The following is a 25514-nucleotide window of genomic DNA, read 5'->3' as shown; positions in this document are numbered from 1 at the left end:
AGTTAATTCTGACAAATTTTGACTAATGATAAATTGTTAAGATATGTAAACAATAATTAACTAAAAATATTTTGGTTATTATAAATAACAATATATTAGATATCAAAACCAATATTTCTAAGCAAGAATGTAATTAAACTCTAAAAATTTTTGCACATTTAAAACTTAAAATACTGTTCCTCAATTTTTGGACTAAAAAGTACATTTCTCAAATATTATGTAGATTTGTAGTAAAGTTGAGTAATAAATTTAAAAAAACGGACTGTTATAGTCCGTTTCCTTGTCTAAAGAATAATCTCTCCATACCTTTTACGACGTTTTTTGACAGTTTTTCGGTTAGTTTTTGTTTACGTTGATAGTTAACCGCAATGATTTTATGCGTGTCTAAATGCGATAAGATAAAATCATCACTGGTACTAATTTCGTCGACTAAGCCCTTTTCTTTAGCCTGTGTTGCAAACCAGTGTTCGCCGGTAGCCACCTGTTCTATATCGATATTTGGTCGATACTCTTTTACAAAGTCTTTAAATAATAGATGAGTCTCTTCTAGTTCTTGCTTAAATTTTTGGCGACCTTCATCGGTGTTTTCGCCAAACATAGTTAAAGTTCGCTTGTATTCACCAGCTGTTTGCAATTCAATATCAACATCATGTTTTTTAAGTAATCTATTAAAGTTAGGAATTTGCGCAACTACCCCAATTGAACCGACGATTGCAAATGGCGCTGCAACAATTTTACTGGCGGTACAAGCCATCATATAACCACCACTGGCAGCAACTTTGTCAACCACTACTGTAAATGGAATATTACGTGTTCTAAAACGTAATAGTTGTGAAGCAGCAAGTCCATAACCATGAACTACCCCTCCTGGGCTTTCAAGTTTTACTACCACTTGATCTTCTGGTTTGATGATGGCGAGCACCGCCGTGATTTCTTGACGTAGCTCTTCAACTTCGTGGGCATCCATACTGCCGTTAAATGATAGAACAAATAATTTAGGTTTAGCATCTGATGATTTAGCATTTTCATCGATGCTGTCTTTCTTTTTAGCAGCTTGTTTAGCTTGTTTCTTTTCGAGTTTTTTTTGTTTTTTAAGTTCTTTATTAAACTGTTTGGCTTCAACTTCATCCATACTTGACATTAGCATGTCATCTTTGACTTGTTCATACTCTTGACTAATATCTTTTACTGATAAACGTCCAGCAATCGTTGATGATTTTCGGCGTTGACTTAAAATAAAAATTAATAACACTAAAATAGCAATAACAACAGTTGCTGTTTCAGCCAAGAAGAGAGAATACTGTGAAAACCAGTTCATTTAACTAATATCCTTAAGTTGAAAATTTTTGCTATTATAACAAGATAATTGACGATTGTGCCGAAAATCAATAAAGATTAAATTGTTGCTTTATTCGGCATTTTAAATTCTTTATACTGACAGCCTAATTTATTGCAATACGAGAATGAAAATGCCTTTACGCCCAATAACTGAAATCGCTGAAAAATGTAATATTCCTGAACAATACGTACTTCCTTACGGCAAGCATGTTGCCAAGATCGACTTATCAATTCTTAACAACAAGCAAAATAGAGCGAATGGTAAACTAGTTTTAGTTACCGCTATTACGCCAACTCCGTTAGGTGAAGGTAAAACGGTTAATACCATAGGCTTGAGTGAAGGTCTTAACTATTTAGGTAAAACTGCTATCGCCTGTATTCGTCAACCTAGCTTAGGACCAGTTTTTGGGGTTAAAGGTGGTGCTGCCGGTGGCGGTCAAGCCGAAGTTTTGCCGATGGAAACATTAAATCTTCATCTTACTGGTGATATCCACGCTATAACTGCAGCCCATGATCTGGCTTCAGCAGCATTAGATTCTCGTCTTTATCATGAAGAGCGCCTTGGTGATGAATTTACAACACAAACAGGTTTGCCTCGTCTAAATATCGATATAAACCGTATTGTCTGGAAACGCGTTATTGATCACAATGACCGTGCGCTACGAAATATTACTGTTGGTTTCGGTGGTGGAGTTAACGGTATTGAACGCCAAGACGGCTTTGAAATTACCGCTGCATCAGAACTTATGGCAATTTTAGCGTTAGCATCTGATCTACACGATATGCGCGCACGAATTGGACGAATTATTTTAGCCTATAATACTAGTGGTGAACCAATTACTGCTGAACAACTTGAAGTGGCTGGTGCCATGACGGTGTTACTTAAAAATGCCATTAATCCAAACCTTATGCAAACAGTGGAAAATACTCCTGTATTAATCCATGCTGGTCCATTTGCTAATATTGCCCATGGGAACTCATCGGTTATCGCTGACCGCATTGCTTTGCAATTAGCTGACTATGTGATAACCGAAGCCGGATTCGGATCTGACATGGGCATGGAAAAATTCTTTAACATTAAATATCGACAAGCTGGCGTTAAAGCGTCGTGTGTGGTTTTAGTCGCAACTGTACGTAGCTTAAAATCCAATAGCGGTAAATATAATATCAAACCAGGGCAAGCCATTCCGAAAGAGATCTCAGAGTCTAATGTAGAATTACTGGAAATTGGTGCAGCTAATTTAGCGTGGCATATCAATAATGCTAAAAGTTATGGTTTACAAGTGATTGTTGCAATCAATCGATTCCCACATGATAGTGAAGAAGAATTAGCATTTTTACAAAAATACGCGATTGAACATGGTGCATTTGCCTGTGAAGTCAGTGAAGTATTTACTCAAGGCGGTAAAGGCGCAGAGAAACTGGCTAAACATGTGATTAAAGCGTGTGATATGCCAAGTGAAATCAAGTTACCTTATTCCGACAGTATGTCATTAATGGATAAGATCCAAACTATGGTAAAAAAATATGGTGCCAATAAAGCCAATTTATCGGAAACTGCGCTTAAAAACATTAAGGAAATTGAGGCGTTGAAGCTCGATCATCTACCACTTTGTATTGCGAAAACACCGATGTCGATTAGTGCCGATGCAAATTTAAAAAATGTACCGACAGACTTTGATGTCGATATCAGCCATTTAGCAATTTCGGCAGGAGCGGGTTTTATTCGTGTCTATGCAGGCAATGTAATGACAATGCCTGGGCTCGGTACCAATCCAGCTTATCGTCATATTGATATTGACAAAGATGGTAATATTGTTGGTTTAAGTTAATTCAAAATTTATTATGCAATATAAAGCTTTTATTGATGAAGAAAATTGTATTGGTTGTGGTAAATGTATTCGCGTTTGCCCTACTGATGCTATTGTTGGTAGCAAACAGGTGCTCCATACGATATTACCACAGTTCTGCACCTCTTGTAGTAATTGTATTAATACCTGTCCAACTGACTGTATTACATTAAGTACCCTTGGCGTTGCCCTAAGTGAACAAGAAGAGTTACTGTTAACCGAGAAGAAACAACAACGCTTAAGTCGTAATCAGTTAGTTCCACCTACTATTTTATTTCCTAGGTCGATGTCGACAAGTAGTGCGACTACACAGAAAGATCGCAAACAATCGATTGCCGACGCCATCGCCCGAGTTAAAGCCAAAAAAAACCTCGCTAATTAGCGAGGTTTTATTTTCTTTATTTTAGACCATTAAAAGTATTACTCTTTATTACTTCTAAATGCACGTTTACGATCATTTTCAGTTAAATGACGTTTACGCAAACGTACAGATAATGGTGTAACTTCTACTAATTCATCATCATCAATAAATTCTAATGCTTGTTCTAACGTCATTTTAACCGGTGGTGAAAGCGTAGTCGCTTCATCAGTACCCGATGCACGCATGTTAGTTAATTTTTTACCAGTTAAACAGTTAACAGTTAAATCATTTGAGCGTGTATGAATACCAATAATTTGCCCTTCGTATACTTCAGCACCATGACCAAGGAATAATTTACCACGATCTTGTAAACTATACAGTGCATAAGCTAACGCTTTACCAGTGCCGTTTGATATCATTACCCCATTGTTACGCTGGCCAATTTCACCCGGACGTACATCATCGTAATGGCTAAATGTTGAGTAAAGTAAACCTGTACCGGATGTCATAGTCATAAATTCAGTTCTGAAACCGATAAGACCACGGCTAGGGATCACATAATCTAAACGTACGCGACCTTTACCATCAGGTAGCATGTTGGTTAAATCACCTTTACGTAAACCTAAGGCTTCCATCACTGAACCTTGGTGCTGTTCTTCGATATCTAAAGTCACTTGTTCGAAAGGTTCTTGCTTTTTACCATCGATTTCTCTATAGATAACTTTAGGACGAGATACGCCAAGCTCATAACCTTCACGACGCATATTTTCGATAAGAACAGATAAGTGCAACTCACCACGACCTGAAACTTTAAATGCATCCGGATCCGGGGTTTCTTCAACGCGTAATGCCACGTTATGCACGAGTTCTTTATTTAAGCGTTCAAGGATTTGTCGAGAAGTGACATATTTACCTTCTTTACCAGCAAATGGTGAGCTATTAACATTAAAGAACATGGTTACAGTTGGTTCATCAACACTTAATGCTGGTAATGCTTCAACACAGCTGTTATCACAAATTGTATCTGAGATACCAAGTTCACCTAAACCTGTGATAGCAATAATATCCCCAGCTTCGGCAACTTCTGCTTCATAACGTTGTAAGCCTAAATGACCTAATACTTGACCAACTTTGCCGGTGCGTTTGTTACCTTCACTATCAACAATAGTGACTTGTTGATTTGGTTTAACGCGACCACGTTTGATACGCCCAATCCCAATAACACCAACGTAATTGTTATAATCAAGTTGCGAAATTTGCATTTGGAATGGTCCATCTAAATCCACTTTTGGTGGCTCTACATGTTCAACTATCGCTTCAAATAATGGTGTCATATCTTGCGCCATGTCTTCATGATCAAGACCAGCAATCCCCATTAAAGCCGATGCATAAACAATTGGGAAGTCAAGTTGTTCATCAGTTGCACCAAGATTAACAAATAAGTCGAATACTTGATCGACAACCCAATCAGGGCGAGCACCCGGACGGTCAACCTTATTGATTACTACAATTGGTTTTAGACCATAAGCAAACGCTTTTTGCGTTACAAAACGTGTTTGTGGCATTGGTCCATCCATTGCATCAACAAGCAATAGTACTGAGTCAACCATTGACATTACACGTTCAACTTCACCACCAAAATCAGCATGGCCCGGAGTATCCACGATATTAATTCGGTAACCATTCCAATTAATAGCAGTATTTTTAGCTAAAATAGTAATACCACGCTCTTTTTCAAGCGCATTAGAATCCATTATTCTTTCGTTGTCATCGCCACGCAAATTATCAAGCGTACCAGACTGTTTCAATAGTTTATCAACCAAAGTTGTTTTACCATGGTCAACGTGTGCAATAATGGCAATATTTCTTAAATTTTCAATCACAATTAAAATCCCAGTTAGGAGACAGGTTCTTTAGGCGCGATATTGTACACCTTTTTAGTAAAAAAGTTGATATATATCACAAAGTTTCTAAAAAAGAAGTTTAAGACTTGATATTTAACGAAAATAGTGCCTTATTTTAGCAAAATACTAAGACTGAGAATCAATAAGTGCGACAAATTGCTCGGCGAATTCATCGACTTTAGCCCAATTTGTATATTCAATTACCTCTTTAGTCACGTCTGTATCACCTTTACCTAGCCACATAATGAATCGAATCATATTACGGTCAAACCAATTATATTTTGGATAATAAAGCGCGCCAGCAAATACCGCTTTAATAGTTGGTTGCCATGCAATTTTAGCGAGAAATTTTTTGGTGTATAAATTGGTTTCAGGTGTATTTTTATTCGATTTTCTTGCCACCACATTTACGCCAAAAAAGCCAGATTTAAGTGTGTTTAATTGCAGATAGTTAGCATCAATAAATTTTTTCATGGTTTTACTATAAAAACCATAGCGAATAGAACAACCAATTAATACCGCTTGGTAATTAGTAAGATCTATGTGGCTATCTGGTAGTAACTCAATCAAATCACAATCACATTTACCGGCAAGTTCTGTTTTTATTCGTTGAATGATTTTAAAGGTTTGCTTTTCGTGAGTGGTGTAAAGCAGTAAGGCCTTCATTTTACGTTTCCTATTAGCGTTTATAAATGTACCCGAGGACAACGGATTGTCGCCTAAAATTTGTCTTAAAAGCTATTGCCAAGTTGATTTCACATAAACCTATGCTTCGCAATAGACAAATTAAGAAATAAAAATAACAACATATTATATACCAATATTAAAACAGAAAAACGAATGCGTTAATTTTACTTTTTTATTTTTTAAAAAGAAATGACGGCTTTTTTGGTTAAACCAAGAGTAATCGAGATGGAATTGGTTGATAGAATTTTGTGATATAGCTAGCAATTCACAGAAAAAAAGTTTGAAATACCAAATTCATATCTTTATTATAAAGAATAAATCTGTGTTTTAATCTTTTTAGCATCAATTTATTGTCTGTTATAGACATTAAGCACAACAAAAAACTATTTATACATCTGGAGATATCTTATGAAAAATACTGTCGCAATATTGGAAAAACCGGGAAAAATGGTTATCAAAGAGACGCAAATGCCTACCCCTAAAGATGATGAAGTTTTAATTGAAGTAAAATATGTAGGTATCTGCGGTTCAGATGTTCATGGATTTGAACACGGCCCCTATATTCCACCTAAAGACCCAAATCAAGTTATTGGTTTGGGGCATGAATGTTCAGGAATTATAAAAAAAATTGGTAAAAATGTTAGAAAATTCAAGGTGGGACAACGAGTATGTATAGAACCTGGCGTACCTTGTTATACCTGTGAGTTTTGTTTATCTGGTCATTACAATGTCTGTCCTAATGTTGACTTTATGGCTACTCAGCCCAATTATCGTGGCGCACTTACTAACTATTTAACCCATCCTGAAGCAATGACCTTCCATCTTCCTGAAAACATGTCACTAATAGAAGGTGCACTTGTTGAACCTGCGGCAGTAGGTATTCATGCAGCTAAAATGGCCGGAGATTTATTAGGTAAAACCGTTGTGATTTTAGGTGCTGGCTGTATTGGTCTGATGACACTACAAGCATGCAAATTGAAAGGCGCGGCAAAAATTGTAATGATCGACATCTTAGACAATCGGTTAACTAAAGCCATTGAACTAGGTGCCACTGCAACCCTCAAAGGTAACGATCCGCAATTAACCGAGAAAGTTAAAAGTATTGTTGGTGAATATGGTGCTGATGTGGTACTAGAAACTGCTGGTTCAATTTTCACTGCGGAAAAAGCTTTAGAAGTTGTTAAACGCCGAGGAAAAATTCTAATCGTTGGTTCTATTGCAGGTGGTGTTCCTGTTGAATTTTTGAAAATTAATCGTGAAGTCACCATTCAAACTGTTTTCAGATATGCCAATGATTTCCCGGCAACCATAGATTCTATCGCTAATGGAGACTTTGACGTAGATTCAATTGCCGATCGTTTTTTCAATTACCAAGATACTCAGAAGGCCTTTGAATTTTCAGTTAACAACAAAAAAGAGTTAATTAAAGGCGTAATCAAAGTAGCTGATTAAAAAGGAGTTCGGAAATGAGCAATGTTGAGGTGATTTGTATTGGTGCAGCAATTGTTGATTTACCTTTATATCCGGTAGGTGAACATATCTTTAAAAATGTTTCTTATCCAGTTGATAATATATCAATGACGATAGGCGGAGATGCAATAAATGAAGCAACAATTATTACAAGACTTGGTCACAAAGTATCATTATTTGCGATGGTTGGTAATGATGTTGCAGGTAAATTTATTAAAGATTTTGCCCAACAAAATAATATTATTACAGACAATTTAATAACCCGAGAAGATATCACCACATCTATAAATGTAGGCTTGGTTCAGGAAGATGGTGAGCGAACTTTTGTCACCAATAGAAATGGTAGTCTTTGGAAGATGTCCTTACAAGACATTGAACTGGCTAATATCAAACAAGCAAAAATCTTATCTTTAGCAAGTATTTTCAATAATCCTAAATTGGATAATCACGCATTAGTTTCAATTTTCAAAAAAGCAAAATCTGAACATATGATTATTTGCGCTGATATGGTTAAGAGTCGGTTAGGTGAAGGTTTAAACGATATAGCTGAAGCATTAAGTTATATTGATTACTTCTTCCCCAATTATGATGAAGCATCTGAGCTCACAGGGAAAACAGAACTGCGTGAGATTGCGGATACTTTCATTGCATTAGGGGTAAAGAACGTCCTTATCAAAATTGGAAAAAAAGGTTGTTACATTAAAAACCAACATCTAAGCAAAATTGCCCCAGCATTCAAAAAACCTAAAGGCGTCAAAATTGATACTATCGGTGCAGGCGATAATTTTGCATCTGGATTTATTTCTGCCTTATTAAGAGGACAATCAATTGAAGAGTGTGCGGTATTTGGTAATGCAGTAGCTTCAGTATCAATTGAGTCACTAGGGGCAACAACCGGCGTAAAAAGTCGTAAACAAGTAGAAGAGATGATTGCAATTTATGAAAAAAGTAATGGGAGAGTGAGTTGTGAATAAAATGAAATTAGGTAAAACTGGACTTGATATATCAAGAATTGGCTTAGGAACATGGGCAATTGGTGGGGGTCCCGCTTTTGGCAATCAAGATAATAAACAAGCTTCAATAGAAACAATTAGATATGCACTTGAAAAAAATATAAATTTTTTAGATACCGCTCCAGCTTATAATTTTGGCAATAGTGAGTCAATTGTTGGCGAAGCAATTAAAGGAATACGCGACAAATACATCATTATTACCAAATGTGGTATTACATGGGAACGAGAAGGAAGTTTTTTTAATAAAGTTGGCGAACGCTCTCTATTTAAAAATTTATCAAAAAAATCAATTAGATTAGAAGTTGAGAGCAGTTTAAAACGATTACAAACTGATTATATTGATGTTTATATGACTCATTGGCAATCAGTTGAACCTTTTTTTACACCAATTTCAGAAACCGTTGCAGTGTTAAATGAATTGAAAGCAGAAGGCAAAATAAAGGCAATCGGTGCAGCCAATGTAGATATCAATCATGTCAAAGAATATCTAAAATATGGTCAATTAGATATTGTCCAAGCAAAATACAGTGTATTAGATAGGCAAGTTGAGAAAGAGCTGTTACCTTTGTGTAAGAAACATGATATTACTCTACAAGCTTATTCCCCTTTAGAAATGGGCATTTTAACTGGTGCCATTGAAAAAGATTATATTGCCCCTAAAGGTACAGCAAGATTTGGAAAAAAGTGGTTTGAACCTAAAAATCTATCTAATGCAATTGATATGATGAATAAATGGAAACCATTATGTGAAAAATATAACTGTAGTATCGCCAATCTTGCTATCGCTTGGATACTTGCGCAAGGTGATAATATTAATGTGCTTAGTGGTTCCACCACTAAAGCTGAATTAGATGAAAACAGCAAAGCGACAGATATAAACTTATCCGAACAAGATAAAAATTATATTAGAAAACTAGCCGAAGATATTTCATAAAAACAAGGCTCATTCAGCTGACGAATAAACCTACTAAGTTAAGATAATCAAATTAATTTAGTAGGTTATATTGATAGTTATTTACCATAAGTTAAAACAGAAAATAACGCTATTTGCTCTCTAACTTATCAAACTCAATAATTAATATATTAACTCTATCTGGTTAGTTTTGAGATAGGTAATCCACTCTTTACTCGGCTCTTTATCCGTAATAATGGTGGTAATATTAGATAGATTGGTTAAATGAACAAATGCTTTTTTGTTAAATTTTGATGAATCTGCAAGTAGTATCACTTCAGTAGCTTGTGAGATCATGCGCATTTTTAATTTAGCTTCATCTTCGTTGGAATCGGTAATACCTGTAGCAATGTCTAATCCTTTACAACTAATAACGGCGGTATCTACATTATAGTTGCAAATCGATTGCTCAGCTAATGTGCCTTGTAGTGAAAGTGATTGCTTATTAAACATACCGCCAGTAGACAAAATATTCACCGATGACAGCATAAGTTCACGCAATGCTTCAGTCGAATTAGTAACAATAGTCAAATCATTGCGATCTTTTAATAATTTTAAGGTTTCCATTACGGTCGAACTAGAATCAGCCGATATGGTTGACCGGTTTTTAAGCAGTTGTACAGTTTTAATTGCGATATTTTGTTTTTGCTCAAAATTCTTTTCAGCTCTTTTATAGAATGGGATATTGGATACAATCTCTTCCCCATTAAATACTGCACCGCCATAAGTTCTAGTCGCAAAATTTTCAGCTTCAAGTTTTTCTAAATCTCTTCTTATTGTCTCTTCGGTGACTGAAAACTTTTGGCTTAAATCAGACACTAATACTTTTTTTTCATTAAGTAATAATTGCCTAATAGTTGCTAATCGATTTGTTCCTTTCATAGTATTTAGCTCTGAATTTTGGATTTCATTGCATAATATCATATTTTTTTGCAGAAAAAAAAGTTACTTCTACAACGTTATTCTGTGAAAAAAATAAATAAATTCATTTTTTAAATCAAAAACTATAGAAACTAACACTTCTATAGTTTTTGGGTGGTTAGCCATTATTGCGGGCTTTTGCCTTCAGCACCAAATAGTGTGATTTTTTCAATCGCTCTATTTTTTACTGCGGCTCGAACACTTCTTTCAAGCTCAAGGAAGGATGCATTAACATTTTTTCGAATCGCATCCATCGCAGCCAAACAAAGTTCCGTATGAATATTGATTTTCGAAATACCTAAAGATATTGAAGTTTTGATATCATGATCGGCAATCCCTGATGCTCCATGAAGAACAATTGGAATATCAACAGCATTTCTTACTTTTTCAAGAACATCAAAAGCAATTTTAGGTTCTGAAGAATAAACCCCATGCACATTACCAATAGCGACCGCCAAAGAATCACACTGTGTTCTATCAACAAATTCTGCCGCTTGTGAAGGCTCGGTATAATGATAACCCGATAACGCTTCTTCATAAATAGTTTCATTCCCCACATGCCCTAATTCAGCTTCAACAGGTACACCTAACGGATGAAAATAATCAACAACTTCTTTGGTTAGTTTAATGTTCTCTTCAAATGGGCAAGCAGAAGCATCTCGCATAACCGAATTCATACCATAATTATAGGCATTTTGAACAATCTCCATACTTCGTCCATGATCCCAATGAGTGATAACTGGAACAGAGGCATTTTTAGCCATCGAAACCATCATTGGTGCGAACTCTTCAAATATAGTATTACCGATAAAACCTGTACCAAAAGAGATAATAATTGGCGCTTTAGTTTCTTCAGCGGCATCAATAACGCCCATTAGCATTTCGGCATTCCATACATTAAAATGTGGAATAGCAAAACCGTTCTTTTGTGCAAATTCTTCCCAATATTTTATATTTGCTAACATGTTATCTCCTATTCGTTTTAGTCATTAAAGTCATAAGTCAAAATTACTTTAATCGCTTCTTTGTTTGCCATTAACTCAAAACCTTTTTCCCATTCAGATAGTCCAAATCTGTGTGTTATCATTGGTTTAACTTTAATTTTTCCATCTGCTAATAATCTAATAGCGTTACGCCAGGTGGTTGAATCATAAGCCATATGTCCAATAATACTTATTGCCCATGACGTAATATCATTAATTGGATAATTAAAAGGTTTGAAACCCATACCGATTCGAACCACTTCACCATTCGGTCTAAGCATATCAATTGACTGTTTAAGTGCGATATTGGCGCCTGAACACTCCAACACTAGACCTAAATTATCTACGCCACATATTTCCTGGCATCGTTTTACAACATCTTCTTTAGAACCATTGACTAAATGCGTTGCACCAAGTTGTTTAGCTACTGCAAAACGTTTCTTAGTATCTTCTTCAAGCCCGACCATGACAATATTTACCGCGCCCATTAGCTTTGCCATCTGCACAGAAAACAATCCCAAAGGACCAGTACCAATAACTACCACATCGTTGCCCGGTAAAAAACTTGAACGTTGAGCAATTGCTTTATAAGCATTACAGATTGGGTCAAGTACACAAGCTTCTTCATAATCTAAATTTTCAGGGATTTCCCAAATTGCATGTTTATGAATTCTTAGAATTTCACCGGGGATTAAACAATATTTTGAAAACCCACCTCCCCAACGGTTATTATCAAGACCAAGATTTACTTTTTCTTTGCAGGTTAAAAAATCGCCCTTATCACAAGCCGGACATTTACCACAAACATGTCCAGAATTATCAGAGACTATCCTTTGCCCAACATGCCAATCAGTCACTTTGCTACCAACTTTGACGATCTTCCCTGCAAATTCATGACCTCTGATGGAATTAAATTCATCAGAACCATTTTCAACACGAAAATGTTTCATATCAGCACCACAAATAGCTGCGGCTTTAACTTCAATGACAATATCTTCATCACCACAAACCGGCTCAGGAACATCAATTAAACGATATCCACCAAACTCTTTTCCATATCTTGCTAACGCTTTCATAGTTCACTCTCCAGATTAAATTAACTCTCTTTTTTAACAATATTACCAATATCCTCAACGGATGCGCTCCTCGTCTCAATACCAACAATGGCAATGATTAACGCGGTAGCAATAGCCACGCCACCAAGCAGTAAGAACACGCCAACAACGCCTGAAGTATTTAAAAAATAGGCAACGCCATATGGTGCAATGATGCCACTCACTCGCCCGACAGCATTGGCAAGTCCTGCACCACGCATTTTTGCAGCTGTTGGCCATATTTCTGGCACATAAACTGCTGATGCATAACACACATACATATAAACGAAGGTAATTAAGAAAAATCCCAAGATAGATATTGTTGTCATATCGCTTTGTAATGAATATATATAGCCTAAGACAGCAATAATAATTAATAGACCAATACCCATGATTTTTCTTGGAATTTTGTCAATAATGAACATCGCAATAAATATGCCAATTGGTGCACCAAACATACTCATCGTATTTAATAAAACTGAATCTTTTAAATTGATACCTTGTTTCAAGAAGATGGTTGGTAGCCAATTAATTAGGGTGTACTGCACGACATTCATTGCGATAAGAACAAATGATCCTAAAATGACACGTTTTAATAATTCCCCTTGAAACAGTTGTGAATAGGAGATATTGGTTTCTTTAGCATTATCCAGTTTCTCATATGGTGGTAATGGTTCACCTGTTTCGGCAATAACACGTTTTTCAATATCTGAAACTATTTTTTCAGCTTCGGCATATCTACCTTGAGATTCAAGCCATCGAGGCGATTCAGGAAAATGACGATAGGTAACCCAAAAGAGTATAGTCGATAAAAAAGCGGGAACTAAAAGCTGTATACGCCAATTCATTTCCGGGGCGATAGCCGGAGTAATAGCCATGGCAATTAATGAACAAACAGGATAAGACCAATTTCCTATAAACGAAGCACGTGCAGACCATGTTCCCCTTGTTTTACTAGGAACATATTCAGTAAAACCGGCAAATAATGTTACTAGTAAGGCACCGAGGGCAAATCCCATAACAAATCGACAGACAATTAAAAACGTCATATTAGGTGACATAGCACCAATAACCATCGAAATAATATGGATAAAGACAAAAAGCAGGTAGCTTTTTCTTCTGCCAATCCTATCACCAATAATCCCGCCGATAAAAGCACCAAAAAACATACCAGCTGTAGTTAGCGACGAAAAGATCGCGGTAATGTTATTGTTTGTCCAACCAATTTCTTGCAATTGGGCGAGCATTAAACCACCAATTGCATTACTCCAACTAACCAACAAACCAAAAGCGACTAAACCAAAAATTTTCCATTGATTTTTGCTTGTTGGTAACCTATCTAATCTTGCCCCACAATAGGGCTTTGTTATCTCATTCATTGCTTCCAACCTTATTCAATTAAGCCAAACAACCAAACGATTACTTATTAATTAACAATCACCTTTTTTGAAAACAGACAAAATATGACACCATTATTTTTTAAAGTCAATATAAATTCTTTTATTCAAAGATTTAATGTTGAATTGTAACATTGTTGTTTTTGAACAACCCAATTAAATAAAATTTAATTATAATCATTTAATTATGCAAATAACCAAAAAATAAAAAAAACATATGTATTGATTTATCACACCAATAACATTCTGCAAATTTTGTGAAACAGCGCACATAAAAAAGATTTTCTGTTTGAATTAATCATTTTTTCTTGGAATATTACATTATCATTTTGATTAATCATTAGGGATATTAATGATTACTTAATATTTATTGCTATGAGTGAAACGAATTAGCAAAAGCATAGAAATATTGACAGTTGCAATAGTATTTTATCTTTTTAAAAATTAAATGATTTGGAGTAATAATGAGTAATTTAGCAGCACGACTTGATCGACTCCCAATCAGTTCTTTTCATCGAAATTTACTGATTATTATTGGTGGAGGAATGTTTTTTGACGGTTTTGATAATTATCTGGCTAATTCAGTTTTAAGTATTTTAATCGAAGAAAACTGGTCTACATTACATTTAAATGCCTGTTTTTTATCTGGAACTTCATTAGGCATGTTACTCGGCTCAATTATGGCTGGATACCTTGGTGATAAACATGGACGAAAATCTACCTATCAAATTAATTTGCTGATATTTGGTTTTGCATCAATTGCCTGTGCTTTGACACCAGATATGTATTGGTTAATTTTCTTTAGATTTTTAACCGGTATTGGGTTAGGCGCTGAAATTGTCGTCGGTTATGGTTTACTGAGTGAATTTATTCCGCCTACCCACCGTGGTCGTTGGGGGGCTCTTATGTCATTTATTGGTCAATTTGGTCTATTTTTTGTTACCTTTACTAGTTGGCTAATCATTCCATTAGCCGGCTGGCGAACAATGTTTGTGATTGCTGGTCTTGGTGGATTATTAGTATATATAGCTCGCAAGCAACTACCTGAATCACCTCGATGGTTAAGTAGAAAAGGACGAAAACAAGAAGCGGAAATCATTGTCAGCAATATTGAAAATAAGTATTACCAAGGTAATTTACCGATACCCAATACTGATAACCACTCAAGTTTATATATCAAACCCAAAATAAGTATTTTTGAGCCACGTTTTCGCAAACGAATATTTTTAGGGTCACTAATGATGGTAGTACAAAGTATTTCTATTTATGGTTTTGTCGCTTGGCTACCGTCATTAATGGTAAGTCAAGGAATATCGGCTAATGTATCACTAACTATCACTGTACTTATGACCTTAGGGGGACCAACCGGAGCAGTTTTTGCCTATTGTTTAACTGACAAAATAGGACGAAAACCGGCAATAATCTTAGGTTCATTACTTGCAGCATTATCAGGGATTTTATACGCACTTAGTTCATCACAATTATATGCTACACTTTGTGGTTTTGTTACCTTTTCGTTAATCTATTATTTGGTTTCAGTAATCCAAGCTGGTTATATCCCTGAACTTTTTCCAACCGATGTTAGAATGCGGTTATCAGCAATTTGCGTCATCTGTGGTCGTATATCCTCAATTATCATGCCATTCTTTGTCGTCTTGCTGTATAACTATGGCGGTATATTAATGGTAACCTCGTTGATCGCTATTTTGTTATGCATACAGGCTATAGCTGTCTATAGTTTGGGTATTGAGACTTATAACAAAAGCCTAGAGTCAATTTAATAATGAAGTTTCAGCGCAAAGATTAGCGGAATAGATAATCGTAAAACTTTTTTTATGATAAAAATTAACAATTTCGGGGTGATTTTGTGAAAAACTTTGATTATAGTATTAGCTTTATTTAACCAGACCGGAACTGATTATGGCAATTTCACCTCCAAAACGTAGTGCAATTATTTTGGCGGCAGGAAAAGGCACACGGATGTATTCCAACCTACCTAAAGTTTTACAAAAAATCGGCGGTAAGCCGATGTTACAACATGTTATTGATACAGTTCAACAACTTAATACTGATCGCATCAATATTGTTTATGGTCATGGCAAAAGCGAGTTGGAAAAATCGCTACAAGATCAACCTGTTCAACTGGTTTATCAAGCTGAACAGTTGGGTACAGGACATGCTGTTCAACAAGCTATTCCTTTTATTCAAGATGATGAAGATATCTTGATTTTATATGGTGATACGCCACTTATCTCAATTGAAACCTTGCAAAATCTTATCGCCAGTAAGCCACAAGAAGGCATTGCCTTATTGACGGTGATTTTAGATGATCCAACTGGTTATGGTCGAATCGAACGTAAAGACGGTAAAGTTGTGGCTATTGTTGAACAAAAAGATGCCAATGCTGAACAGCAAAAAATTACTGAAATTAATACTGGTATCATGCTTGTAACTGGCAAATTACTTAAACAGTGGCTATCGCGCTTAACCAATCACAATGCGCAAAAAGAGTTCTATTTAACCGATATTATCGCATTTGCTTACCAAGATGGTTATGAAATTTTGACTTCACACCCAATAAAACAATTCGAAGTTGAAGGTGTTAACAACCGCTTGCAGTTAGCAACCTTAGAGCGCCATTATCAACAGCATCAAGCCGAGCAACTTTTACTTGCTGGCGTTACGTTACTTGATCCAGCACGCTTTGATTTACGCGGTAAGTTAACCCATGGCAAGGATGTCACAATTGATACTAACGTGATTATCCAAGGTGAGGTTACATTAGGAAATAATGTCTTTATCGGTGCCGGCTCTATTTTGAAAAACTGCACCATTGCTGATAACAGCGAAATTAGTCCTTACACTGTAATTGAAGATTCAGTCATTGCCGAGTATTGTACTATCGGCCCTTTTGCCCGTATACGACCAGGTAGCAAACTTGATGATCATGCTCATGTAGGTAACTTTGTCGAATTGAAAAAAGCTCATCTCGGTAAGGCCAGCAAAGCAGGTCATCTAAGTTATTTAGGTGATAGTGAAATTGGGAGTAACGTCAACATCGGCGCCGGCACAATTACCTGTAACTATGATGGTGCCAACAAATTTAAAACCGTGATTGCCGATGACGTGTTTGTCGGTTCTGACAGCCAACTTATTGCACCTGTCAAAATTGGTAAAGGGGCAACCATTGCCGCGGGGACAACGGTAACCAATGATGTCAATGAAAATGAACTTGTAATTAGTCGCGTAAAACAGAAACAACTTGCTGGTTGGAAAAGACCAACTAAATTTAAAGAGGAATAAATAATGTGTGGTATTGTCGGTGCTATCGCCAAGCGTGATGTGGCAGAAATATTATTAGAAGGGTTAAAACGATTAGAATATCGTGGTTATGATTCTGCTGGACTGGCAATTATCTCACCTACTGGTGAATTACAGCGAGTAAGACGTGTCGGAAAAGTAAAGGCGCTTAAAGATGCACTAGACGAGCATCCGATCAAAGGATCAACAGGGATTGCGCATACTCGCTGGGCAACGCACGGCGAACCAGTCGAACACAATGCGCACCCACATGTATCGGGCTTTATTGCCGTAGTTCATAATGGCATTATCGAAAATTTTGAACCCCTACGTGAAACACTCATCGCAAAAGGCTACCAATTTCGTTCAGAAACCGATACTGAAGTTATTGCTCACTTAATTCACGATATTATTACAACCGAAGATTGCTCACTGTTTGAAGCGGTACAAAAAGCAATCCCACAATTACGCGGTGCTTATGGCACAGTGGTAATGGATACTCGCAATCCAGACATTTTAGTTGCAGCCCGATCAGGTAGCCCATTAGTAATTGGTTGTGGTGTTGGCGAAAACTTTATTGCCTCAGATCAGTTAGCGTTATTACCGGTTACTCGGCAATTTATCTTTTTAGAGGAAGGTGATATTGCATTAGTCACCCATCGCACAGTAACTATTTTTGACAAAAATTATCAAGAAGTCGATCGCCCTTGTATTGAGTCTGATGCTAAATATGACGCAGGCAGTAAAGCCGGCTTTAGTCACTACATGCAGAAAGAGATTTACGAACAACCTAATGCCATCAAAAATACTCTTGAAGGCCGAATGGCGCATGGCAAAGTGGATTTATCTGAACTTGGCATCGATGCTGAAAATATTCTCAAACAAGTTGAACATGTGCAAATCGTTGCTTGTGGTACCGCTTATAATGCTGGTATGGTGGCTCGTTATTGGTTTGAAGCCTTGGCCGGTATTCCTTGTGACGTTGAAATCGCCTCAGAATTCCGCTATCGAAAACCCGCGCGTCGTAAAAACAGTTTATTTATCACCCTATCACAATCAGGTGAAACGGCAGATACCCTTGCGGCATTACGCTTAGCAAAAGAGAATAATTACCTAAGTACCCTTGCTGTCTGTAATGTGGCGGCCTCGACTCTGGTGCGTGAAGCGGATTTGGTGTTATTGACCAAAGCTGGCGTTGAAATTGGCGTTGCTTCAACCAAAGCTTTTACCACCCAATTGACAGTATTATTACTTTTAGTGGCCAAATTAGGGCGACTTAATAATATGGCCGAAATCACCGAACAAGCGATCGTCCATGCCCTGCAAACCTTACCAAACCGCATTGAACAAGTGTTAATGGCAGAACCTATAATCAAAAAACTTGCAGGTCACTTTGTCAATAAACACCATGCACTATTTTTAGGCCGTGGCGACGAGTACCCAATCGCTATGGAAGCGTCATTAAAATTAAAAGAGATCTCATATATTCATGCCGAAGCTTACGCCGCTGGTGAATTAAAACATGGTCCTTTAGCGTTAATTGATGCCGATATGCCAGTGATTGTAATGGCGCCAACCAATGACTTACTCGAAAAACTCAAAGCCAATATTGAAGAAGTGCGTGCCCGTGGTGGCCAACTTTATGTGTTTGCCGAGCAAGATGCAGGTTTTGTCAGTGACGATACTATGCATATTATCGATTTACCACATATTGAAGAACTCACTGCACCAATCTACTACACCGTACCGACACAATTACTTGCTTACCATGTTGCCCTAATTAAAGGTACCGATGTCGATCAACCACGTAACCTAGCAAAATCAGTAACAGTGGAGTAATTTATTAGATTAAATGTGAGGGCTTGCTTTAATAGGATCTTTAGGAAAAAGTTCTCACATTTACTTATTAAAACCTCATAACAAGCATTTATAGTTTATAAAAATATTTGCATAGCTTCTCTTACTAATGAATTGCTAGTTGTTTAAATAGCTATCTTAACTTTATTGCCTCCTTTCATCTAAAATGTCTCAACTATTTTTTATAATTTTGATAGCAACTATAAACAATATTTAAATATCAATAAAATAATTAATTAAACTTTATTAAATTGGATTGATAAAAATAGAATGACTATTAACTTTTACTAACTATTATTTAATAAAATTTATAAACTCATAGGGTTATTCAGCAAATTGATTTTTCAGTCTAACCAGAGACTATGCCGCACTGTTTTTTTTGCGGAAAATTAAATATAAAATAAAGGCAACAAACATCAATACTACATGATATTTAACAAAAAATAGATAAGTACCAATTCCTGAATTTGCGGCTGCAGAAGCTAATACTGGAGACAAAAATGCTGTGTTAATGATATTAATACCAAAAATAGCACCAGAAATAGTTGGTTGCTTAACGAATGTAATTAATGCTAATAAACTACATAACATGGCGATAAATATACCAAATATAGGAATAAAAATAGATATTATAGCGAAAATTAATCCAACAATTGATAGTGCTTTCATTTTACCTCTATTCAAAAAGATGCTTAATTAAAATCTACTGATTAAATAATTTATTATAAAATTAATATCAAGCCAAAGCCTGCAAATAATAACAAATTTTAATCTGAGATAAAACTATTCACAATAATGCAATTAAATGCTGGTAACGTATCAATAAATTATCATTTTTACCTTTACTTTACTCTGATAGCCACCAATTCACTCATACAACGGCCAATTACCCCATTCTTGTGGTTACCCAAGGCGGAAATGTGATCTAAATCACAAAACAAGAAAATACGCCACTTTTAACAGTGTGATGTTTATCACATTTTTTGATTATTTTTGATGAATCTACTAACTAAATACTTCTACAATAGTTGCATAATGATTATGTCAATCAATAAGGAAAGATTAGTATGACAACATCAAACATTAAACTAAAAGTCCAAAATTTTGGGCGATTTTTAAGCAACATGGTGATGCCAAATATAGGCGCATTTATTGCTTGGGGATTTATAACCGCTATCTTTATTCCTACCGGATGGTACCCAAATGAAACAGTAGCAAAATTAGTAAGCCCAATGATCACTTATTTACTACCATTATTAATCGGTTATACCGGTGGCAAACTTGTTCACGGTGAACGCGGTGCCGTTGTGGGAGCAATTACCACTATGGGTGTCGTTGTTGGTTCTGCCATTCCAATGTTCTTAGGTGCCATGATAGTCGGCCCTCTTGGTGGTTGGGTCAGTAAGCAATTCGATAAAGTGATTGACGGTAAAATCAAAAGTGGGTTTGAAATGTTAGTGAATAACTTTTCTGCTGGCATTATTGGTATGTTACTTGCTTTATTATCATTCTTTGCTATAGGCCCATCAGTAGTTGTTGCATCAAATGTACTTGCTAGTGGTGTTGACTTCATGGTTCAACATAATTTACTACCATTAACCTCTGTTATTGTTGAACCGGCAAAAATCCTATTTTTAAATAATGCAATTAACCACGGCGTATTTTCACCACTAGGTATTCAACAAGCCGCGGAACACACTCAATCGATTTTCTTTTTAATTGAAGCAAACCCTGGTCCTGGGTTGGGTTTATTACTTGCTTATATGTTTTTTGGAAAAGGTGCTGCAAAAGGATCGGCCAGTGGTGCGGCAATTATTCACTTCTTTGGAGGTATTCACGAAATTTACTTCCCATATGTATTAATGAATCCTCGTTTGATCATTGCTATGATCTGTGGTGGTATGACAGGCGTATTTACATTGACTATTTTTGGTGCAGGTTTAAGTTCACCTGCTTCACCAGGTTCTATCATTGCTGTACTTGCTGTTACACCAAAAGATTCGCTTCTTGGTGTAAGCGCATCCGTCATCGCGGCAGCAGCAGTGACTTTCATTAGTTCTGCGATTTTGTTAAAAACAACTAAAAATGCTGATAAAAGCTTTGAAGATGCCAAATCTGATGTTTCTAACATGAAAAACGAAGCTAAAGGAGTAACCAACGGTAAACTAGACCTTACTAAGGTGAAAAAAATTATCGTTGCTTGTGATGCCGGCATGGGTTCAAGTGCGATGGGCGCCGGCGTATTACGTAAAAAAATAGAAGATACTCATTTAGATATTAATGTGACCAATCTAGCGATTAATAATTTGCCAACAGATGCTGATATCATCATCACCCACAAAGACTTAACTGCACGTGCTAAACAATATGCGCCCAACGCTTATCATATCTCATTAACTAACTTTTTAGATAGTGATTTATATAATCAATTGGTGAATGATTTAATCAAGGCAAGAGGTCAAGAGGTCGCGCCCACTACGCTATCAAAAACAGACAGCCAACAACCGTTATTTAAATTGAATGAAACAAATATCTTTTTAGGTCTAACCGCACAAACTAAAGAAGAAGCTATTCGCTTTGCAGGTCAAAAATTGGTTGAAAAAGGTTATGTGAAACCGACTTATGTCGAAGCCATGTTAGAACGTGAACGTCTGACTTCCACTTACTTAGGCGAATCAATTGCAGTTCCACATGGCACAATTGAGGCTAAGGATGATGTCATTAATACCGGTATCGTATTTTGCCAATACCCAGCAGGTGTACAATTTGGTGAAGAGGAGCAGGACAAAGCTAAAATTGTAATTGGTATTGCCGCTCGCAACAATGAACATCTTGATGTTATCGCTAAATTAACCAATGCACTTGATGACGAAAAGATTATTGCAAAATTGGCTACCACTAATAATATTCAAGAAGTTTTAGCAATATTAAGCTAATACAACTTAACTACTTCCTGATTAGCTAGGAAGTAGTCTAACATATTAAAAATGATTTGAGATTAAGGGTTTTATTATGCAAGCATTACATTTTGGCGCCGGCAATATCGGCCGTGGTTTTATTGGTAAACTATTATCTGATGCAGGTGTACATGTCACCTTCGCTGATGTTAATCAACAAGTGATTGATGAACTAGCGAGTCGTCATCAATATCCAGTCAATGTGGTCGGTGAACAATCGGTGAGCGAAATTGTTAAGAATGTTGATGCCATCAACAGCACCTCGCCTAAAGTCAGTGATTACATTGCCAAGGTCGATCTGGTTACAACTGCGGTGGGTCCTCAAATTTTAGCTCGTATTGCGCAAAGTGTTGCACAAGGTATTATCGCCCGCCATGCATCAGGTAACAATGCTCCACTCAATATTATTGCTTGTGAAAACATGGTGCGCGGCACTAGCCAGTTTAAACAAGAAATTGTTAAATATTTACCTGATGATCTACATCAATGGGTTAATGAGCATATTGGCTTTGTTGATTCAGCCGTTGACCGTATCGTACCACCAGCAACGTCTAAAACAGGCGATATATTAGAGGTGACGGTTGAAACTTTCTCGGAATGGATTGTCGATAAAACCCAATTTATTGGCGCGATCCCGCAAATCAAAGGTATGGAGTCTGTTGATAACCTGATGGCCTTTGTGGAGCGTAAATTATTTACCCTAAATACTGGACATGCTATTACAGCTTATTTAGGTTTCTACAATAATATTGCTACCATCCGTGATGCGATCTTAAATGATAAAATTCGTAAAATTGTTCGTGGCGCTATGGAAGAAAGTGGTCAAGTGTTAATCAAACGCTATCATTTTGATCCTGTCAAACATCAAGCATATATTGAAAAAATCCTAAGCCGTTTTGAAAATCCTTATCTCCACGATGATACTGCCCGAGTAGGTCGTCAACCACTACGCAAATTAGGCCGGGGCGATCGTTTAATTAAACCATTATTGGGCACCTTTGAATATCAACTTGGTAACCAAAATTTACTTATTGGTATTGCTGCAGCGCTTAACTATCGCAATAATGACGACGAACAAGCTATCGATTTAGCAAATCAAATTGCTAAAAGCAGCTTAAAACAAGCATTTTGTAATATTTCTGAAATTGAAAGTGATAATCCAGTTGTTAGCCAAATAGAACAACTTTATACTGCTATGCAAAATCATCAATTTTAAGTGACAATGCCAAAGCAGACATTAGCAGAAGACACCATACTGGAAAAACTCAATCAGCAAGCCGATATACATGGCTTGCTGAGGGTTGCTATCAAACTAATTAATGACAGCGTGAATCAACTAATTCTAAAAGTTTTTCGTAAAGATCCCCATGCAAGTAAGTTTGTCATCCCGTCATTAATCGGTAAAAATGGCCCGCTTAATGACACCTCGGTCTGCTTGAAATTACTCTATGCTCTGGGGATTATCACACGTGAAGATTATGAAGACATTGAATTGTTAATGGCAATTTTAGACGAGCTAGAACAAGATGGCAAAAACTACACCTATCTAGATGATGAAATCTTAGGCCCAATCAGTTTGTTACACGATATGATAGTTCCTCCTAACTGGAACTATCCACCCAATCAAGACAATGGTATTGTCGACACATTAAAATCATCCTTGTACCAAAACCGTCATCAACAGGTGATCCGTTCAGCACTAATCATCTCAATCACCGACTTAACTTTACGAATTGTGAATAAATAGAAAATTGAATAATTCTCTAAACCATTCTACTAATTAGATTATTAAAGTTTAGTTATGATAATAAAAGCAAGAGGTCATATTTTGTTCTTTTTAAGTTATATAAGAAAATAATGTTTTATTCTTGTAGTTAATGAAGAAATAAATAAAATTATGATGATTTAAAATTATGTATCAAAAATACTGTTTGTTACAACGCCTAAAAGGTCATAAAAGAATTAGAAAATATCTGTTAAACCAACATCAAAAATTCTATTTTTGTTGATTTGAATCATTTAGATTATAACTGTACTAATCTCTTAAAATAGTATTTAAATATTTCTATATAATTTATGAATAAAATTATTTAAAATTTCACAAACTGATATAAATTTCAAACAACCTCTAAGATTAATTGACCAATAATATTGATTATAAAAGTTGATCTAAAAATAAAATCAGTCTATTTTTTAACCTAAAAATTTCGTCTTAGGTCGCTCACGCCCTAAGACGAAATTTTTGTTTGAAACTTATAAAGTTTATTAAGTTTTATTTCTTAATAATCTCAAATTTTTTCTTTAAAAATACCATTAAGATATTACCTTTTACATGCTACAAGAAGCTTCGAATACTTCGGATATGCATTCACGTTTCCTGCTCTTGCATCACCAACGAACATAACATTTTCATTATAGTGATCATTGGAAGTCCAATAGTACGCTTTACCATCTTTTGCTTGAATAAACTTACCCCAATCAGAATCAGGATAAGCATTATAATCAGTATACCCCCACTCAGCAAAAAGACCTTGACCTATAGCACGAGTAAATGTATTGGGGAAATAGTGCCAATCAATATTTTTGTCAATATTATTTTGTGGTGAATTAGTAAACATGCTTAAAGTTGGTAAGTTTTGTATACCACCACATATATTTTTTGCATCATCAAAAGTTACATAGTTGGTTCCTTGAGGCTCCAACCAAATAAAACTCGTCGGATTAAATGTATATTGATGAATAACTTTTGGATCCCTTATCAACGTTGCTTGTACTGTTATAGAGCCTGTTGGTTTACCTTTCAAAGTTACAAAACCTTGATTTTCATCTATTCTTGCTTGCCCGCCAGGATTATTAATAATTGTAAATCTATAATCACTTTGAGCGCCTGTCATGACTAACTGAAACTTCGCTCCCGGAAATCCACTAGTGGGAAATGTTAATCTTGAAACGGTTGGTTTCGCTTTAAAGCCCATATCTGGAACATAATCTGCGGTAAACCCTCCACCATGTACAACATGTCTGCTTGTTCGATTGATATCATTCCAATCTTCTCCACTGCCATCACTATTATAGCTGAGCCATTGAGCTTCAGGATAAACAATAGTTGAATTAGGTTTGGCATAACACAATTCAGATTTTGCCGCTATCTTATAACTTTTTATCAACTCAACCGAATCACTCTCATTAGGGATCCCATGTTCTGAATACGTATTTACTAACGTCTTTATCGTCAAGGTTAGTGGCATTGAATAACCACTTCCACACCCTATTATCGTTTCCGCTTTGTCTTCTTTTATTTCTTTTCCTTCATTATCTTGCCAAGCGTACGTCGTTTTTGTTTTAAATGGTTGTGCTTCCCTTATTTTATCTCCATCAGCATCCTGATAATTGCTCTGCACATCTAAATCCAATAGTGCTACCTTAAACT

The 25514-nt window shown here is 36.1% G+C and carries 20 protein-coding genes; 11 read left to right on the top strand and 9 right to left on the bottom strand.

The genetic code is table 11. From position 1 onward, the window contains the following. Positions 1–265: 265 nt before the first annotated feature. A complete protein-coding gene (gene sohB, locus B6C99_RS09245; protein ID WP_086359567.1) occupies positions 266–1318 on the bottom strand; it encodes a protease SohB in 1053 nt (350 codons plus the stop codon). A 145-nt stretch (positions 1319–1463) separates the two neighbouring features. Between sohB and B6C99_RS09240 the strand changes: the two genes are divergently transcribed. Together B6C99_RS09240 and B6C99_RS09235 are read left to right on the top strand one after the other, a co-directional pair. After that, positions 1464–3170 (top strand): formate--tetrahydrofolate ligase, encoded by a 1707-nt coding sequence (locus B6C99_RS09240; RefSeq protein ID WP_086359566.1) that lies wholly within the window; start codon positions 1464–1466, stop codon positions 3168–3170. A gap of 13 nt (positions 3171–3183) precedes the next feature. Continuing rightward, positions 3184–3570, top strand: a complete 387-nt coding sequence (locus tag B6C99_RS09235; RefSeq protein ID WP_086359565.1) for an RnfABCDGE type electron transport complex subunit B — start codon at positions 3184–3186, stop codon at positions 3568–3570. A 38-nt stretch (positions 3571–3608) separates the two neighbouring features. On the opposite strand, the gene typA is transcribed toward B6C99_RS09235, so the two are convergent. Together typA and hemG are read right to left on the bottom strand one after the other, a co-directional pair. Next, a complete protein-coding gene (gene typA, locus B6C99_RS09230) occupies positions 3609–5432 on the bottom strand; it encodes a ribosome-dependent GTPase TypA (RefSeq protein ID WP_086359564.1) in 1824 nt (607 codons plus the stop codon). Positions 5433–5579: 147 nt separating this feature from the next. Continuing rightward, positions 5580–6119, bottom strand: coding sequence for a menaquinone-dependent protoporphyrinogen IX dehydrogenase (gene hemG, locus B6C99_RS09225; RefSeq protein ID WP_086359563.1), 540 nt, complete (start codon positions 6117–6119; stop codon positions 5580–5582). 429 nt (positions 6120–6548) lie between these two features. On the opposite strand from hemG, the gene B6C99_RS09220 reads away from it, so the two are divergent. Genes B6C99_RS09220 through B6C99_RS09210 form a run of 3 tightly spaced genes read left to right on the top strand, consistent with a single transcriptional unit; the run spans position 6549 to position 9557 of the window. Then, positions 6549–7592, top strand: a complete 1044-nt coding sequence (locus B6C99_RS09220) for an NAD(P)-dependent alcohol dehydrogenase (protein ID WP_086359562.1) — start codon at positions 6549–6551, stop codon at positions 7590–7592. 14 nt (positions 7593–7606) lie between these two features. Beyond that, complete coding sequence (locus B6C99_RS09215; RefSeq protein ID WP_086359561.1) at positions 7607–8584, top strand: carbohydrate kinase family protein; 978 nt, start codon at positions 7607–7609, stop codon at positions 8582–8584. Continuing rightward, positions 8577–9557, top strand: a complete 981-nt coding sequence (locus tag B6C99_RS09210; protein WP_086359560.1) for an aldo/keto reductase — start codon at positions 8577–8579, stop codon at positions 9555–9557. The genes B6C99_RS09215 and B6C99_RS09210 overlap by 8 nt, the downstream gene beginning before the upstream one ends. Positions 9558–9698: 141 nt before the next feature. Here the strand turns inward: B6C99_RS09210 and B6C99_RS09205 are convergent, their stop codons facing one another. The 4 genes from B6C99_RS09205 to B6C99_RS09190 all read right to left on the bottom strand — a co-directional run bounded on the left by B6C99_RS09205 (position 9699) and on the right by B6C99_RS09190 (position 13952). Then, positions 9699–10457 (bottom strand): DeoR/GlpR family DNA-binding transcription regulator, encoded by a 759-nt coding sequence (locus tag B6C99_RS09205; protein WP_086359559.1) that lies wholly within the window; start codon positions 10455–10457, stop codon positions 9699–9701. 164 nt (positions 10458–10621) lie between these two features. Then, the gene (locus B6C99_RS09200) at positions 10622–11461 is read right to left on the bottom strand and encodes a ketose-bisphosphate aldolase (RefSeq protein ID WP_086359558.1); all 840 of its coding nucleotides are present in this window, start codon (positions 11459–11461) and stop codon (positions 10622–10624) included. Between the two features lie 17 nt (positions 11462–11478). Continuing rightward, positions 11479–12555 (bottom strand): zinc-binding dehydrogenase, encoded by a 1077-nt coding sequence (locus B6C99_RS09195; RefSeq protein ID WP_086359557.1) that lies wholly within the window; start codon positions 12553–12555, stop codon positions 11479–11481. A gap of 20 nt (positions 12556–12575) precedes the next feature. Next, positions 12576–13952, bottom strand: a complete 1377-nt coding sequence (locus B6C99_RS09190; RefSeq protein ID WP_086359556.1) for an MFS transporter — start codon at positions 13950–13952, stop codon at positions 12576–12578. A 482-nt stretch (positions 13953–14434) separates the two neighbouring features. On the opposite strand from B6C99_RS09190, the gene B6C99_RS09185 reads away from it, so the two are divergent. The 3 genes from B6C99_RS09185 to glmS all read left to right on the top strand — a co-directional run bounded on the left by B6C99_RS09185 (position 14435) and on the right by glmS (position 19109). After that, a complete protein-coding gene (locus B6C99_RS09185) occupies positions 14435–15751 on the top strand; it encodes an MFS transporter (RefSeq protein ID WP_086359555.1) in 1317 nt (438 codons plus the stop codon). 139 nt (positions 15752–15890) lie between these two features. Beyond that, positions 15891–17273: a bifunctional UDP-N-acetylglucosamine diphosphorylase/glucosamine-1-phosphate N-acetyltransferase GlmU gene (glmU, locus tag B6C99_RS09180; RefSeq protein WP_086359554.1), complete on the top strand. Its 1383-nt coding sequence runs from the start codon at positions 15891–15893 to the stop codon at positions 17271–17273. A gap of 3 nt (positions 17274–17276) precedes the next feature. Continuing rightward, positions 17277–19109, top strand: coding sequence for a glutamine--fructose-6-phosphate transaminase (isomerizing) (gene glmS / locus B6C99_RS09175; protein ID WP_086359553.1), 1833 nt, complete (start codon positions 17277–17279; stop codon positions 19107–19109). Between the two features lie 378 nt (positions 19110–19487). On the opposite strand, the gene B6C99_RS09170 is transcribed toward glmS, so the two are convergent. Next, positions 19488–19796, bottom strand: coding sequence for a hypothetical protein (locus tag B6C99_RS09170; RefSeq protein ID WP_086359552.1), 309 nt, complete (start codon positions 19794–19796; stop codon positions 19488–19490). A 398-nt stretch (positions 19797–20194) separates the two neighbouring features. On the opposite strand from B6C99_RS09170, the gene B6C99_RS09165 reads away from it, so the two are divergent. The 3 genes from B6C99_RS09165 (at position 20195) to B6C99_RS09155 (ending at position 23831) form a co-directional block, all read left to right on the top strand. After that, positions 20195–22063 (top strand): PTS mannitol transporter subunit IICBA, encoded by a 1869-nt coding sequence (locus B6C99_RS09165; RefSeq protein ID WP_086359551.1) that lies wholly within the window; start codon positions 20195–20197, stop codon positions 22061–22063. Positions 22064–22139: 76 nt separating this feature from the next. Beyond that, on the top strand, positions 22140–23300 hold the full coding sequence (locus tag B6C99_RS09160) for a mannitol-1-phosphate 5-dehydrogenase (protein ID WP_086359550.1): 1161 nt from the start codon (positions 22140–22142) through the stop codon (positions 23298–23300). A gap of 6 nt (positions 23301–23306) precedes the next feature. Then, the gene (locus tag B6C99_RS09155) at positions 23307–23831 is read left to right on the top strand and encodes an MltR family transcriptional regulator (RefSeq protein WP_086359549.1); all 525 of its coding nucleotides are present in this window, start codon (positions 23307–23309) and stop codon (positions 23829–23831) included. Positions 23832–24405: 574 nt separating this feature from the next. On the opposite strand, the gene B6C99_RS09150 is transcribed toward B6C99_RS09155, so the two are convergent. Continuing rightward, positions 24406–25514: hypothetical protein (locus B6C99_RS09150; protein ID WP_216819445.1), on the bottom strand; the 1109-nt coding region annotated here is incomplete at its 5' end.

Source organism: Gilliamella sp. N-G2 (assembly GCF_002142215.1).
Lineage (GTDB): Bacteria > Pseudomonadota > Gammaproteobacteria > Enterobacterales > Orbaceae > Gilliamella.
Note: the sequence above shows the minus strand (reverse complement) of the source record. Positions and strands in the feature narration are given on the sequence as shown.